The sequence below is a fragment of the Pseudomonas sp. 58 R 12 genome, from assembly GCF_900005865.1.
GTDB classification, from domain to species: domain Bacteria; phylum Pseudomonadota; class Gammaproteobacteria; order Pseudomonadales; family Pseudomonadaceae; genus Aquipseudomonas; species Aquipseudomonas tritici.
Genome location: NZ_CVTP01000017.1, coordinates 343,054 through 356,524, shown reverse-complemented (window position 1 = coordinate 356,524; position 13,471 = coordinate 343,054). Strand labels below are relative to the sequence as shown.

Annotated in this window: 17 protein-coding genes; 8 read left to right on the top strand and 9 right to left on the bottom strand. The window is 60.4% G+C overall.

The window, feature by feature from the left end; translation table 11 throughout:
- The first annotated feature begins 107 nt into the window (after positions 1-107).
- Entirely contained in the window at positions 108-290 is a 183-nt protein-coding gene (locus BFP95_RS14520) for a hypothetical protein (RefSeq protein ID WP_065873565.1), read from the top strand.
- Positions 291-395: 105 nt separating this feature from the next.
- Entirely contained in the window at positions 396-1,592 is a 1,197-nt protein-coding gene (locus BFP95_RS14515) for an MFS transporter (RefSeq protein ID WP_065873566.1), read from the top strand.
- On the opposite strand, the gene arfB is transcribed toward BFP95_RS14515, so the two are convergent.
- From arfB to BFP95_RS14500, 3 genes are all read right to left on the bottom strand, one after another.
- On the bottom strand, positions 1,589-2,002 hold the full coding sequence (gene arfB, locus BFP95_RS14510) for an alternative ribosome rescue aminoacyl-tRNA hydrolase ArfB (RefSeq protein WP_065873567.1): 414 nt from the start codon (positions 2,000-2,002) through the stop codon (positions 1,589-1,591). The genes BFP95_RS14515 and arfB overlap by 4 nt on opposite strands.
- A 12-nt stretch (positions 2,003-2,014) precedes the next feature.
- A complete protein-coding gene (locus BFP95_RS14505; protein ID WP_065889922.1) occupies positions 2,015-2,698 on the bottom strand; it encodes a pentapeptide repeat-containing protein in 684 nt (227 codons plus the stop codon).
- Positions 2,699-2,801: 103 nt separating this feature from the next.
- Positions 2,802-4,223, bottom strand: a complete 1,422-nt coding sequence (locus tag BFP95_RS14500; RefSeq protein ID WP_065873569.1) for an amino acid permease — start codon at positions 4,221-4,223, stop codon at positions 2,802-2,804.
- A 638-nt stretch (positions 4,224-4,861) separates the two neighbouring features.
- Between BFP95_RS14500 and BFP95_RS29795 the strand changes: the two genes are divergently transcribed.
- Together BFP95_RS29795 and BFP95_RS14495 are read left to right on the top strand one after the other, a co-directional pair.
- Positions 4,862-4,999, top strand: a complete 138-nt coding sequence (locus BFP95_RS29795; RefSeq protein WP_003175756.1) for a hypothetical protein — start codon at positions 4,862-4,864, stop codon at positions 4,997-4,999.
- A 74-nt stretch (positions 5,000-5,073) separates the two neighbouring features.
- Positions 5,074-6,033 carry a leucyl aminopeptidase gene (locus BFP95_RS14495; protein ID WP_065910345.1) on the top strand — a complete coding sequence of 320 codons (960 nt, stop codon included), beginning with the start codon at positions 5,074-5,076 and terminating at the stop codon, positions 6,031-6,033.
- 195 nt (positions 6,034-6,228) lie between these two features.
- On the opposite strand, the gene rluB is transcribed toward BFP95_RS14495, so the two are convergent.
- From rluB to BFP95_RS14465, 6 genes are all read right to left on the bottom strand, one after another.
- Entirely contained in the window at positions 6,229-7,440 is a 1,212-nt protein-coding gene (rluB, locus tag BFP95_RS14490) for a 23S rRNA pseudouridine(2605) synthase RluB (protein WP_015885577.1), read from the bottom strand.
- A 144-nt stretch (positions 7,441-7,584) separates the two neighbouring features.
- Positions 7,585-7,776, bottom strand: a complete 192-nt coding sequence (locus tag BFP95_RS14485; protein WP_065873572.1) for a DUF1289 domain-containing protein — start codon at positions 7,774-7,776, stop codon at positions 7,585-7,587.
- A gap of 55 nt (positions 7,777-7,831) precedes the next feature.
- Entirely contained in the window at positions 7,832-8,770 is a 939-nt protein-coding gene (scpB, locus tag BFP95_RS14480) for an SMC-Scp complex subunit ScpB (protein WP_065873573.1), read from the bottom strand.
- Between the two features lie 12 nt (positions 8,771-8,782).
- Positions 8,783-9,481: a segregation and condensation protein A gene (locus BFP95_RS14475; protein ID WP_175403020.1), complete on the bottom strand. Its 699-nt coding sequence runs from the start codon at positions 9,479-9,481 to the stop codon at positions 8,783-8,785.
- 120 nt (positions 9,482-9,601) lie between these two features.
- A complete protein-coding gene (locus BFP95_RS14470; protein ID WP_065873575.1) occupies positions 9,602-10,231 on the bottom strand; it encodes an L-threonylcarbamoyladenylate synthase in 630 nt (209 codons plus the stop codon).
- 13 nt (positions 10,232-10,244) lie between these two features.
- Positions 10,245-11,108, bottom strand: a complete 864-nt coding sequence (locus BFP95_RS14465) for a PHP domain-containing protein (RefSeq protein WP_065873576.1) — start codon at positions 11,106-11,108, stop codon at positions 10,245-10,247.
- An 87-nt stretch (positions 11,109-11,195) separates the two neighbouring features.
- Here BFP95_RS14465 and BFP95_RS14460 point away from each other — a divergent pair, with 87 nt between their 5' ends.
- From BFP95_RS14460 to BFP95_RS14445, 4 genes are all read left to right on the top strand, one after another.
- Positions 11,196-11,792 carry a septation protein A gene (locus tag BFP95_RS14460; protein ID WP_065873577.1) on the top strand — a complete coding sequence of 199 codons (597 nt, stop codon included), beginning with the start codon at positions 11,196-11,198 and terminating at the stop codon, positions 11,790-11,792.
- 1 nt (position 11,793) lies between these two features.
- The gene (locus BFP95_RS14455) at positions 11,794-12,093 is read left to right on the top strand and encodes a YciI family protein (protein ID WP_015885584.1); all 300 of its coding nucleotides are present in this window, start codon (positions 11,794-11,796) and stop codon (positions 12,091-12,093) included.
- A gap of 106 nt (positions 12,094-12,199) precedes the next feature.
- Entirely contained in the window at positions 12,200-12,607 is a 408-nt protein-coding gene (locus tag BFP95_RS14450) for a translation initiation factor 2 (RefSeq protein ID WP_065873578.1), read from the top strand.
- A 7-nt stretch (positions 12,608-12,614) separates the two neighbouring features.
- Positions 12,615-13,292 carry a response regulator transcription factor gene (locus BFP95_RS14445; protein ID WP_049711772.1) on the top strand — a complete coding sequence of 226 codons (678 nt, stop codon included), beginning with the start codon at positions 12,615-12,617 and terminating at the stop codon, positions 13,290-13,292.
- Positions 13,293-13,471: the final 179 nt, after the last annotated feature.

Sequence of the window (13,471 nt, the reverse complement as noted above, 5' to 3'; positions counted from 1 at the left end):
GCAAAACCAGTCGACAGCAAAAGCCAGGACTGACGCCGTACCAGACCGTGTGGAAAGCGCAGCTTTGAGCGCTTTCCACACTGCCTGAATTATCCGAGATACCTGCCATGACTGACTCCTCCCCCACTCCCCCGGACACCGCCGTACTCGATGCTGCCCTGCAGATGGTCGAGGTCTGGAACCGCCTCAGCGCCGACAAGCAAGCCGTGCTGCTCAAGCGCTTCGGCACCCAGGAAAACGCGCTGGCCGCCCTGGTCACCACGCAATTGCTGGCCCCTGCGCAAACCTGAGGTCTTTGTGACCTGAGGTTTTTGCGTTTTACCGCCCTGCGCGGGCCAAACCACCGGTATCATTAGCAGCCTATCTTTACCTGCTGCGACAGTGGACCTCTCCCCATGCCAGATACCCAGCGCCCCATGGCGGTCACGCTGCAAGTTGTTTCCATCGTGCTGTTCACCTTTATCGGCTACCTGAATATCGGCATTCCCCTGGCCGTATTGCCAGGCTATGTCCACAGTGAGCTGGGCTACGGCGCGGTGATTGCCGGCCTGGTGATCAGCGTGCAATACCTGGCCACCCTGCTGAGCCGCCCCTATGCGGGCAAAATCATCGACAACTTGGGCAGCAAGCGTGCGGTGCTGATCGGTTTGGCGGGCTGTGGCCTGAGCGGCGTGTTCATGCTGCTCGCGGCGTGGTTTTCAAGCGTGCCTGCCGTGAGCCTCTGCAGCCTGCTGATTGGCCGACTGGTGCTGGGCAGCGCTGAAAGCCTGGTGGGTTCGGGCGCCATCGGCTGGGGCATCGGCCGGGTCGGTGCGGCAAATACCGCCAAAGTCATCTCCTGGAACGGCATTGCCAGCTACGGCGCCTTGGCCGTCGGCGCGCCATTGGGCGTATTACTGGTGAGAAACTTCGGGCTGTGGAGCATGGGCGTCAGCATCATCCTGCTGGCGGTCGTCGGCTTGTTGCTGGCCTGGAACAAAGTCGCAGCGCCGATCGTCACTGGCGTGCGCCTGCCGTTCATGAATGTGCTGGGCCGGGTATTGCCCCACGGCTGCGCCCTCGCGCTGGGCTCCATCGGCTTTGGCACCATCGCCACGTTTATCACCTTGTATTACACCACCCAGCACTGGGACAACGCGGTGTGGGCCCTGAGCCTGTTCGGCGCCAGTTTCATCGGCGCGCGCTTGCTGTTCGGTAACCTGATCAACCGCATCGGCGGTTTTCGCGTGGCGATTGCCTGCCTATCCGTGGAAATCCTAGGGCTGCTGTTGCTGTGGCTGGCGCCGGACGCCAACCTGGCCTTGGCCGGCGCGGCGTTGAGCGGCTTCGGCTTTTCCCTGGTGTTTCCGGCGCTGGGGGTGGAGGCAGTTAACCTGGTACCGGCGTCCAGCCGTGGCTCGGCGGTGGGGGCCTATTCGCTGTTTATCGATTTATCGCTGGGCATCACCGGCCCGCTCGCCGGCGCCGTGGCGGCTGGCTTCGGCTTTGCGTCGATCTTCCTGTTCGCCGCCCTCGCCGCCCTGGGTGGTTTGCTACTGAGCGTGTGCTTGTACCGCCAAGCCCCCAAGGCCCGTGAAGCGCGCGGCGACTAAAAGTCGACCTTGCCGCGCCCGGCCTTGATGCTGCCACGCTTGGTCTTGGATTCGAGGCGACGCTTTTTCGAGCCCAGGGTCGGCTTGGTCGGGCGGCGCTTCTTCTCGACCTTGGTGGCGCTGAGAATCAACTCCACCAAACGCTCCAGCGCATCCGTGCGATTCTGCTCCTGGGTCCGGTATTGCTGGGCCTTGAGCACCAGCACGCCTTCGCTGGTGATACGGCTATCGCGCAGCGCCAGCAGCCGCTCCTTATAGAATTCCGGCAGCGACGACGCCGGAATGTCAAAACGCAGGTGCACCGCGCTCGACACCTTATTCACGTTCTGCCCACCTGCGCCCTGGGCGCGAATGGCGGTCAGCTCGATCTCGGCGTCGGGCAAGTGCACGTTGTTGGAAATCACCAGCATCAATCAAAACCCTTACGCAACGGACAAGCCCAACTCGGACAACAACATCGAGGCCTGGGCTTTGGAAATCACAGCGCCTTTGAACAGTTTGGCATCATTGAGACGGAAACCGCTTAAATCCGCACCGCGCAAATCGGCGCCGGCGAAATTGGCACCGTTGATACGGGCGTGGGCGAGGCTGCAGTCGATCAGTTCGGCCTTGCGAAAGTCGGCGTCCGACAAATCGCTGTCGGAGAAGTCCAGGTTATTCAGTACGGTGCGCGCAAACGACAGCCCGGACAGGAAAGCGCTGTTCAGTCGAGTCTCGCTGAAGCTCAGGCCCAGGGAAGCGCAATGGGTGAAGTTGGCCCCGGTCAACTTGCAGTGTTCAAAGCTCGCCTGGGACAGCTTGCTGCGCTGCCAGCGGGTGTTGTTCAGGTCGCAGCTGTGGAACTGCGCCTCCAGTAGGTTTGCCGCCTCAAATATGGCGTGGCCGGCCCGACAGCTTTTCCACTGGGTACCTTCCAGGCGCGAACCGAGGAAGGAGGTCTGGACGAGGATGCAGCGTTCAAACACCCAGTGATCCAGCACCATGCGCGACAGATCGGCGCCACTCAGGTCGACGCCGATCAGGCGTAAGGGCCCGCCGTGCTGGTCGATGAGGTCTTCCAGATCAAAGCGCTGTAAAGCGCCGCCGTCGATGTCGGTGTGTTGCATGGGACCTCCGGGCGAGCGCTGGAAAAAACGAGGGGCGATTCTAACCTGCTGCCGCAAACAAAAAACCCGGCAAGGTGCCGGGTTTTCTATTTGCGGAAAGGTCCTACTCCAAAACTGTCCGCGTTGTGCTCGCGACCACACGGGCACTGCGCTTATTCTTGATCCAGTAGCACACCGCCATAAACGCCACCCACACCGGGATCGCGAACACCGACACCTGAATCCCTGGAATCATCAGCATGATCACCAGGATAAACACCACGAACGCCAAGCACACATAGTTGCCGTACGGGTACCACAACGCCTTGAACAACGGCACCTGACCGGTGCGGTTCATGTGCTGGCGGAACTTGAAGTGGGAGAAGCTGATCATCGCCCAGTTGATCACCAGCGTCGCCACGACCAGAGACATCAGCAGTTCCAGTGCGTGTTGCGGGATCAGGTAGTTCATCAACACCGCCACCAGGGTGATCGCCGCCGAGGCGAGGATAGAGCGCACTGGTACGCCGCGCTTGTCGATCTTCGCCAGTGCTTTGGGCGCATCACCCTGTTCGGCCATACCCAGCAGCATGCGGCTGTTACAGTAAGTGCCGCTGTTGTACACCGACAGCGCCGCCGTCAGGACCACGAAGTTAAGAATATGCGCGGCGGTGTTGCTGCCTAGCATCGAGAACACCTGCACGAACGGGCTGCCGCTGTAGGCATCGCCCGAGGCGTTGAGGGTTGTCAGCAGGCTGTCCCACGGTGTCAGCGACAACAGCACGACCAGTGCACCGATGTAGAAAATCAGGATGCGGTAGATCACTTGGTTGATCGCTTTCGGGATCACAGTGCGTGGCTGGTCCGCTTCGGCGGCAGTGAAGCCAAGCATTTCCAGGCCACCGAAGGAGAACATGATGATCGCCATGGCCATCACCAAACCGCCGACGCCGTGAGGGAAGAACCCACCGTGCGCCCATAGGTTAGTCACCGAAGCCTGCGGCCCGCCGCTGCCGCTGACCAGCATGTAGCTGCCCAGGGCGATCATGCCGACGATAGCCACCACCTTGATGATGGCGAACCAGAACTCAGCCTCACCAAAGACTTTGACGTTGGCCAGATTGATCAGGTTGATCAGCACGAAGAACGCCGCCGCCGAGACCCAGGTCGGAATCTCCGGCCACCAGTAATGCACGTATTTGCCGACAGCCGTCAGCTCCGACATGCCCACCAAAATGTACAGGATCCAGCAGTTCCAGCCCGACAGGAAGCCAGCGAAACCGCCCCAGTACTTGTGGGCAAAGTGACTGAAGGAGCCGGCGACCGGCTCTTCAACGATCATTTCGCCGAGCTGGCGCATGATCATGAAGGCAATGAAGCCGCAGATGGCATAACCCAGGATCATCGAAGGGCCGGCGGATTTGAGCACCCCGGCAGAGCCCAGGAACAGGCCGGTGCCGATGGCGCCCCCGAGGGCGATCAACTGGATATGCCGATTTTTCAAGCCGCGTTTCAGCTCGCCTGAAGAGGAATGGGGTCCACTCATGAAAAGGGTCTCACGCAAGGTTTGATGATGTTGAATGCACGTTGCTGCCTTGAATCTCGACTCAAGCAGCGCTGCTCAAACCCCAGCGCAGGCACCAGGAATACAGCGTCTTTCTAACGGTCATGCGTCACCTGTTTATTTTTATCTGTGACGAAATCGAACCCGTCTGGCTCGTGGCCGGGCGGAGTGATCAGGGTCGATAACCCTGAGGTCTTGGCCTTTTGCGTGGGTACGCAAGGGGCGTCACAGTAAAACGCGGCGGATTGTACACCGCTCGACAGCTTGGGGCCGCCCCGCAACGGTGCATGCGACGATCTGTCAGGCATTTCTTACAGGGCTTCACCGCTCAACAAGCGCGCGGCTTTATCGTCAATTAATCGTTACAGCGCGGAAAATCTACGTTACAGGCGTGAACTCACGGAAAATTGGCGGCGGGAAACGTCCTACAAATCCCCATGATCAGCCTGCTGTTTTTTATGAAAAAAAAGCTAACGGGCCTAAATAGAAAAAATTGTGCAATTGGAACCGTGTCAATAAATATTTTGCATTCTGAAACAGGCTCTCCTAGGTTCATTCCACTTGCCCAGCGCAGCCCGTTGGCAAGCCGTTCTCAAACAACGTCCTCTAGGAGATACACCATGCAAGCACTGGAAAACGACCTGGAAACCGAACTGCAACTCGACGATTGGTTTGAAGCGCCGACCCATGAGGCCGCCGTTGAAATGATGCAAGCCGATGCCGTCGTGCCGTTCGGCACCGCGATGTGGCCTTTCTAAAAATCGGCAGGTATCCGGCAGGTGCTGTGCACGGCACCTGCCACCCTTACCCAAGGCACAATAGGATGTACGTCATGGACAAGGCCCGCGCCGTCGAACACTTTCTCTACTACCTTGCGCACCACCCGGCCCTCAGCGGCCTGAATTGTCCCACCGTGTTACTGGGCCATACCGAGCGCTACGACGCCATTGCCCAGGCGATCACCCACAGCAGCGCCGCCCGCTTCAACTTTCAGGTGCAGCGCCTGGACCTGGCGGCCAGCGACACACTCGCCCAGGCCATCGAAACCTGCGACCTGTACCTGTTCCTCTACGATTCCTCCACCTTGCCCAATCCACGCGCCGAAGGCCCGGACTTTATCCGTGCGCTGCAGGGTGTGATGGCCGAGCACTGGAAAAAATCCCTGCTGTTCAAGGACTACGGCGACTATTTCTACGACACCTTCAGCGTCGAGCCGCAGCGCATTGCCGACCTCAATGCCACGTTGATCCGGCGCATGTCCCAGGCCAATGTGCTGAGCTTCACCGACAAGCACGGCTCGCGGCTAGAGGCGCCGCTGAGCAGCATCAAGAAATGGACCAATATCAACGGCATCGGCAACCACGACCTGGCACCCGGCGAGATCGCGACCCACAGCGAAGCCATCAATGGCCAGGTGCGGTTTGTCGGCACCTTTCTCAGCACCATCCCGTTTGCACGCAAATATGGCGTGCTGCAATCACCGCTGGAACTGTGGATCGAGAACTCGACCGTCTGCAGCGTAGCCAGTGAGGTGCCGGGGTTGGCCGATGACTTCAACAAGTACCTGAATGCCAACCCGTCCAACCGGCGCGTGGAGGAATTAGGGATTGGGACCAATGAAGGGGTCAAGGATTTGTATGCGCGCAATGCCGGGTTTGAGGAGCGCCATTGTGGGTTGCATTTGGGCTTGGGGGGTGGGCAGAAAGGCAGCCATCACCTGGACCTGATCTTTGCCAGCGGGGTGTTGGCGCTGGATGACAAGCCGGTGTTTGATGGCAGGTTTGCGTTCTAACCACTGACCTCATGAACGCTGAGGCTCTAAATGTGGGAGCTGGCTTGCCTGCGATGCAGACACCTCGGTCTATCAGACAGACCGCAGTGATGCCATCGCAGGCAAGCCAGCTCCCACAGTTGAACGCATTTCAAATTCAGACCAAAAAAAACGCCAACCCGAAGGTTGGCGTTTTTTTATGCAGCGCTTAGCAAATCACTGCGGCTTCTTGCGACCAAAACCAGGACGCTGACCCGAACCGGCCGGGGCGCCACGGCGCTTGCCCGACGGCTCGTCCGCGACCAGTTTGGGGCCGGGGCGCTTATTTGCCGCCGGCTTGGCTGGACGCTTGGTGCTGGCGTTGTCGGCGGGGCGATCCGCTTCACCGCGATTGCTGCGACCACCGGCCGGAGCTGGGCGCGGCGTGCGTGGAGCACGCTCGCCTTCCTGGCGCGATGGCGCGGTCGGACGACGCTCGCCTTCGATCTGCGGCTCACGGGAAATACGACCGCCGGTAGCCGGTGCATTCAGCGCAGGGCGCAGGGTGCGGGCAACGCGCTCGGTACGAGCAACCGGACGCGACGATTTACGCTGCATACGCTCAAGCTTGTCTTTGCTCTTGGCGTTCATCTGCGGCATCGCGACTGGCGTCAGGCCGACTTCGGCGCTGAGGATGTCGACTTCGTACTGGCTCATTTCGCGCCAGCGGCCCATCGGCAGGTCGGAGTTCAAGAACACCGGGCCGAAACGCACGCGCTTCAGGCGGCTGACCACCAGGCCCTGGGATTCCCACAGGCGACGCACTTCACGGTTACGGCCTTCCATCACCACGCAGTGGTACCAGTGGTTGAAACCTTCGCCGCCTGGGGCCTGCTTGATATCGGTGAACTTGGCCGGGCCGTCTTCCAGCACCACGCCGGCTTTCAAGCGCTCGATCATCTCGTCATCGACTTCGCCACGCACACGCACAGCGTATTCGCGGTCCATCTCGTAGGACGGGTGCATCAGGCGGTTGGCCAATTCACCGTCAGTGGTGAACATCAGCAAGCCGGTGGTGTTGATGTCGAGACGACCGATGTTGATCCAACGGCCTTCTTTCGGCTTAGGCATCTTGTCGAACACGGTCGGACGGCCTTCCGGGTCGTCACGGGTGCAGATCTCGCCATCGGGCTTGTTGTACATGATCACGCGGCGCACCGATTCGGCGGCCTCTTCACGCTTGATGACCTTGCCATCAATGGTGATTGCATCGTGCAGGTCGACGCGCTGGCCGAGGGTAGCCTCGACGCCGTTGACCTTGATGCGCTTCTGGGTGATCCAGGCTTCGACGTCGCGGCGCGAGCCCACGCCGATACGCGCCAGCACCTTTTGCAGTTTTTCACCTGCTGGGCCGATTTCCTGGCTGTCGTTCTGGTCTTTGTCGTTCATCTTAAGCACCTCCCGGTGGGTCGATTCAGGCGTGGCCTGAAGAGTGTTGAAAGCGGGGCTTTGGCCGAATAGCTCGGCAAAGGGTCGCGAATCATACGCGCATGACGCGCGTTGCGCATCAGAGACTAGTCGATATGGCCCAAGTCATTTGCTTTTCCGCCGACCGGTGGCGCCCAGGGCCAGCAATCGGAGCTCGGCCTCGGCCAACACTGTGCGCTTGTCGACCTTGTCGAGTTTCTTCCAGGCACGGATTTCGCGCTTGTTGCGGCCACAGCCAAGGCAGATGTCGTCGCTGAATTTGCAGACGCTGATGCAGGGGTCTTTGGTTGAACTCATATGATTTCTCCCTGGCAACAATAATCAAATGTGGGAGCGGGCCTGGCGGATCGCGTTAGTCTTCAAACTCGCGGCGCTCGTTCTCGATGGCTTCGGCCAGGGCCCTGGCTTCGTCTTCTTCGTCGCTCAGCGGCGGCTGTTCGAGGGCGGCGACGGCGGCCAGGAGTTTCTCGCGGGCTTCGGCCACGCCGAGGACATCTTCTTCGGGCTCAGGCTCGGATTCAGGTTCGACCTCGGGCTCAACGTCCACGTTCACTTGGGCTTCAGGCTCTGCCGCGCCATCACGCAACAGGTCGTCGAAGTCGGTCTTGATGCCCTGCTCCATGTCGTCCAGCTCAAGCAACAACGTGTGGAAACTGGTCTCGTCCTTCGGTTCTTCCGGCTCGGCGCTGGCATCCGCCAACTCTTGCAGGCTGGCGGGCACGGGGGCGTCGTCGAAGTCCAGCACCGGGTCGGGTTCCATTTCGCGCAGTTCGGCGAGCGGCGGCAGGTCGTCGAGGTTTTTCAGGTTAAAGTGGTCGAGGAACACCTTGGTGGTGGCAAACATCGCCGGTTTGCCGGGAACGTCACGGTAGCCAACGATGCGGATCCACTCGCGCTCCAGCAAGGTCTTGACGATATGGCTGTTGACCGCCACGCCACGTACGTCCTCGATCTCGCCCCGGGTGATGGGCTGGCGGTAGGCGATCAGCGCCATGGTTTCCAGCATTGCCCGCGAATAACGTTGCGGGCGCTCTTCCCACAAACGCCCAACCCACGGGGAAAACTTCTCACGGATCTGCAGGCGATAACCCGACGCCACCTCGCGCAGTTCAAAGGCACGGCCGTCGCAGGATTTGCGCAATATCTCCAGCGCCTTCTTGAACACCGGCGGCTCAGGGCGCTCGGCTTCTTCAAAGAGTTCGAACAAGCGCTCCAGGGATTGCGGTTTACCCGAGGCCAGGAGAAAGGCCTCCAGCAGCGGCGCCAGTTCGCGGGGTTCAGTCAGATTCATCGATTCAGCTCTTTATTCGGCTCGCGCCCGCACGTGGATAGCCGCAAAAGGCTCATTCTGGACCAGCTCGACCAAGGATTCCTTGACCAATTCAAGGATCGCCATAAAAGTCACCACCACCCCCAGGCGCCCTTCTTCTTTCGTAAACAGTTCGACAAAAGGCACAAACCCGCCACCTTTGAGGCGATCCAGCACATCGCTCATGCGCTCGCGGGTCGACAACGCTTCGCGGCTGACCTGGTGGCTTTCAAACATATCGCCACGGCGCAGTACCTCGGCCATGGACATCAATAATTCTTCCAGGCTCACGTCCGGCAGCAACTTGCGCGCGCGGGCCTCGGGCGCGTCGAGTTTGGGCACGACCACGTCGCGGCCCACCCGGCTCAAGCCATCGATACCTTCGGCGGCCGCCTTGAAGCGCTCGTACTCTTGCAGGCGACGGATCAGTTCGGCGCGCGGGTCGTCTTCTTCGGCCTCAACCGTCTCCGAGCGCGGCAGCAGCATGCGCGACTTAATCTCGGCAAGCATGGCGGCCATCACCAGGTACTCGGCGGCCAGTTCCAGGCGCACCGACTGCATCAACTCTACATAGCCCATGTACTGACGGGTGATTTCCGCCACCGGGATGTCGAGGATGTTGATGTTCTGCTTGCGGATCAGGTAGAGCAGCAAGTCCAGCGGGCCTTCGAAGGCTTCAAGGAAGACTTCCAGGGCGTCCGGCGGGATGTACAAGTCCAGCGGCATTTCCAGCACGGCCTGGCCGTACACCATTGCAAATGGCAGTTCCTGCTGGGCGCCGGCCTGGCTGTCGACGGTTTCCACAGACGACATTCAGGCCTCAACCATAAATGGAGCAGGGTCGCCGCAACCCACACGGATGACCTCGGGTTCGCCGTCGGCCAGGTTGATCACCGTAGAGGCTTTGCCACCGCCGAAGCCGCCGTCGATGATCAGGTCCACCTGTTTTTCCAGGAGCTGGCGCATTTCGTACGGGTCTTCCAGCGGTTCGCTGTCGCCGGGCATGATCAACGACACGCTCATCAGTGGCTCACCCAGCTCGGCCAGCAGCGCCAGGGCAATCGGATGCTCCGGCACGCGCAGACCGATGGTACGTTTCTTCGGGTGCAGCAGCAGGCGCGGCACTTCGCGGGTGGCGTTGAGAATGAAGGTGTAGGGTCCAGGCGTGTGAGCCTTGAGCAGGCGGAAGGTGCCGGTGTCGACCTTGGCGAACAGCCCCAGTTGGGACAAGTCGCTGCAGATCAGCGCAAAGTTGTGGTTCTTGTCCAGGTCACGCAGGCGTCTTACACGTTCTACCGCGCCCTTGTCGCCGATCTGGCAACCAATAGCGTAGGACGAATCCGTTGGGTAGATCACCACGCCGCCGGCGCGAATGATCTCGACGGCCTGTTTGATCAGGCGCGCCTGGGGGTTTTCCGGATGAATCTGGAAAAATTGACTCACGTGTTCTACCTGTTCAGACGGTGGCAATAATGGGGTCATGCTTGAATCGCCCCCACAAGAGCGGCAAATCCTCCGGGACCTGGCGATACTCGCCGATCTCGGACCAGCCGCCTGGGCCATGAAAGTCACTGCCGGCACTGACCAGCAGACCAAATTCGCGAGCAAGAATCGCCAGGCTGCCCACCTGTTCGGCGGGTTGATGCCCGTTGACCACTTCAATCGCGTGACCACCCGCACCAATATAGTCGCTGATCAGCTTGCGGCGCTTGCTGCGGGTGAAATCGTAATGCCAAGGGTGCGCCAGGCTGACCCAGGCCCCGGAGGCGCGCAGGGTCTCGACGGTGTCTTCCAGGGTCGGCCAGTGCAACTTCACATCCCCCAACTTGCCGGCGCCCAGCCATTTGCGAAAGGCTTCGGCACGGTCTTTAACAAAACCTTCACGTACCATCCAGTCGGCAAAATGCGGCCGGGCCGGTGCGTTGCCGCTGTCGCCCAGTTCCTGCTGGATGGCGCGGGCGCCGTCGAGGGCATTGGGCATGCCTTTAAGGCTGAGTTTTCGGCTTATTTCTTCGGACCGCAGCCAACGGCCATCGTGCAAATTAGCGATGGCCTGCACCAGTGCCGGGGCTTTCTGATCAAACCCGTAGCCAAGCACATGAATGGTGGCGCCGCCCCAGGTGCAGGACAATTCCACGCCGTTGACCAGCTGCATGCCCAGCGCGTGCGCGGTTTCGCGGGCTTCGTCCAGCCCTTCGAGGGTGTCGTGGTCGGTCAACGAAAGGACTCGCACGCCTTTTTCAAACGCACGCGCAACCAGTACCGCAGGCGCCAGGGCGCCGTCGGAGGCCGTGCTGTGGCAGTGCAAATCAACATTCACGGGGCTTTGTAACCTCAAGTCAGCTGGCGCTTTCGCTACCAAGGATGTTTGTTATTATGCCGCCACATCCAGCTTCTGGCTCTTACTGTGAAACAATTCATCGACTTCATCCCGCTGTTGCTGTTTTTCATCGTTTACAAACTCGACCCCAGGGTCATTGATCTGGCCGGCCATGAGCTGACGTTCGGGGGCATCTACAGCGCCACCGCCGTGCTTATCATCAGTTCCCTCGTGGTCTACGGCGCCCTCTTCATCTCCCAGCGCAAACTGGAAAAAAGCCAATGGCTGACCTTAGTCGCGTGCCTGGTCTTCGGCAGCCTGACCCTGGCCTTCCACAGTGAAACCTTCCTTAAATGGAAAGCCCCGGTGGTGAACTGGCTGTTCGCCCTCGCGTTCATCGGCAGCCACTTCATCGGTGACCGCCTGCTGATCAAGCGGATCATGGGCCATGCGCTGACCCTCCCGGAGCCGGTGTGGGTGCGTTTGAACGTGGCCTGGATCGTGTTTTTCCTGTTCTGCGGTGCTGCCAACCTGTTCGTGGCGTTCACCTTCCAGGACTACTGGGTCGACTTCAAAGTCTTCGGCAGCCTTGGCATGACCGTGCTGTTCCTGGTTGCCCAGGGTATTTACCTGTCGCGCCATCTGCATGACACCGACCCTACCACGCCAAAAACCGAGGACTGACATGCTCTACGCCATCATTGCTACCGACGTTGCCAACTCGCTGGAAAAGCGCCTTTCCGTACGCCCGGCTCACGTCGAGCGCCTCAAACAGCTGCAAGCCGAAGGCCGTATCGTATTGGCCGGCCCGCATCCGGCAGTGGACAGCAATGACCCGGGCGATGCCGGTTTCACCGGTAGCCTGATCGTCGCCGAGTTCGCCTCCCTGGCCGATGCCCAGGCTTGGGCCAAGGCCGATCCTTATGTTGCAGCAGGCGTTTACGCTGACGTCGTGATCAAGCCGTTCAAGCAAGTCCTGCCTTGACTCAGGTCGCGCCGAACCATTTCAGTTCGGCGCGCTCCTAATTGCTCATTATTCTGGGTAACCTGCCGACAACGTTCTGAATATTCGTGTGGAATCAGGAGTTCCGATGCGCTTACGTCAGTTGTGTCTGTTGGTAGTGTTAATGATCGGGGCTACGGCCCACGCTGAAGAAACCTCGAACACCGGCAGTTCCACGCCCCTGTCCCTGAGTGCCGGCGCCCAGATCACCGAGTTGCAGCAACGTTTGAAAGAAAGCGAACGCCAGCGTGAAGAACTGGGCAAGCAGCTGCAAAGTGCGGATGCCTCCCGCGAAAGCGCCCAATTGAGTCGCCTTCGCCAAGAGAACCAACGCCTGGCCCAGCAACTCAAAGATTCACAGGGCGGCGCCTTGAACCGCTGGCTGACCGAGCAACAGCAATGGTTTGTCACCGGAGGGGCCGTCGCTCTGATCGCACTGCTGTGCGGGATCTTCGCCAGCGGTGGGCACCGTCGCCGTCGACAATGGCTAAATTGAGTGAGTCATGAGCGAGCTGTTACTGATAGATGATGACCAGGAGCTCTGCGAGCTGCTGACCAGTTGGCTGAGCCAGGAAGGCTTCCAGGTGCGCGCCTGCCATGACGGCTTGAGCGCCCGCAAAGCCTTGGCCGACAGCGCCCCGGCAGCGGTGGTGCTCGACGTGATGCTGCCCGACGGCAGCGGGCTGGAGCTGCTCAAGCAATTGCGCAACGACCACCCGGAGCTGCCGGTGCTGATGCTCTCGGCCCGCGGCGAACCCCTGGACCGCATCCTCGGCCTGGAACTGGGCGCCGACGATTACCTGGCCAAACCCTGCGACCCACGCGAGCTTACCGCTCGCCTGCGCGCCGTTCTGCGCCGCAGCCACCCGGCCGCCGTGTCCTCACAGCTGGAACTGGGCGACTTGTGCTTCAGCCCGGTGCGCGGCGTGGTCAGCATCGATGAACAGGAATTCACCCTCACCGTCTCCGAAAGTCGTCTGCTGGAAGCCCTGCTACGCCAGCCCGGCGAGCCGCTGGACAAACAGGAACTGGCGCAGATCGCCCTGGGCCGCAAGTTGACCCTTTACGATCGCAGCCTGGACATGCACGTCAGCAACCTGCGCAAAAAGATCGGCCCGCACCCGGATGGCCGGCCGCGGATCGTGGCGTTGCGTAGCCGTGGTTACTATTACAGCCTCTAAGCGCTAACCCTGTGGGAGCTGTCGAGCTTTAGCGAGGCTGCGATGGGATCGACTCGGTGCATCTGTGATACCGAGCCGATCCCATCGCAGGCAAACCAGCTCCCACAGGCGATACACCCAGCGCTGATAGTTTTGTCAGTTACCGACAAAATCCTCTTTACCGAAGCTTTACCCACACC

Bases quoted from the DNA above. Each gene is read 5' to 3' on its own strand.
- BFP95_RS14520 (WP_065873565.1), top strand. From the start codon at position 108: ATGACTGACTCCTCCCCCACTCCCCCGGACACCGCCGTACTCGATGCT.
- BFP95_RS14515 (WP_065873566.1), top strand. From the start codon at position 396: ATGCCAGATACCCAGCGCCCCATGGCGGTCACGCTGCAAGTTGTTTCC.
- arfB (WP_065873567.1), bottom strand. From the start codon at position 2,002: ATGCTGGTGATTTCCAACAACGTGCACTTGCCCGACGCCGAGATCGAG.
- BFP95_RS14505 (WP_065889922.1), bottom strand. From the start codon at position 2,698: ATGCAACACACCGACATCGACGGCGGCGCTTTACAGCGCTTTGATCTG.
- BFP95_RS14500 (WP_065873569.1), bottom strand. From the start codon at position 4,223: ATGAGTGGACCCCATTCCTCTTCAGGCGAGCTGAAACGCGGCTTGAAA.
- BFP95_RS29795 (WP_003175756.1), top strand. From the start codon at position 4,862: ATGCAAGCACTGGAAAACGACCTGGAAACCGAACTGCAACTCGACGAT.
- BFP95_RS14495 (WP_065910345.1), top strand. From the start codon at position 5,074: ATGGACAAGGCCCGCGCCGTCGAACACTTTCTCTACTACCTTGCGCAC.
- rluB (WP_015885577.1), bottom strand. From the start codon at position 7,440: ATGAACGACAAAGACCAGAACGACAGCCAGGAAATCGGCCCAGCAGGT.
- BFP95_RS14485 (WP_065873572.1), bottom strand. From the start codon at position 7,776: ATGAGTTCAACCAAAGACCCCTGCATCAGCGTCTGCAAATTCAGCGAC.
- scpB (WP_065873573.1), bottom strand. From the start codon at position 8,770: ATGAATCTGACTGAACCCCGCGAACTGGCGCCGCTGCTGGAGGCCTTT.
- BFP95_RS14455 (WP_015885584.1), top strand. From the start codon at position 11,794: ATGCTCTACGCCATCATTGCTACCGACGTTGCCAACTCGCTGGAAAAG.
- BFP95_RS14450 (WP_065873578.1), top strand. From the start codon at position 12,200: ATGCGCTTACGTCAGTTGTGTCTGTTGGTAGTGTTAATGATCGGGGCT.
- BFP95_RS14445 (WP_049711772.1), top strand. From the start codon at position 12,615: ATGAGCGAGCTGTTACTGATAGATGATGACCAGGAGCTCTGCGAGCTG.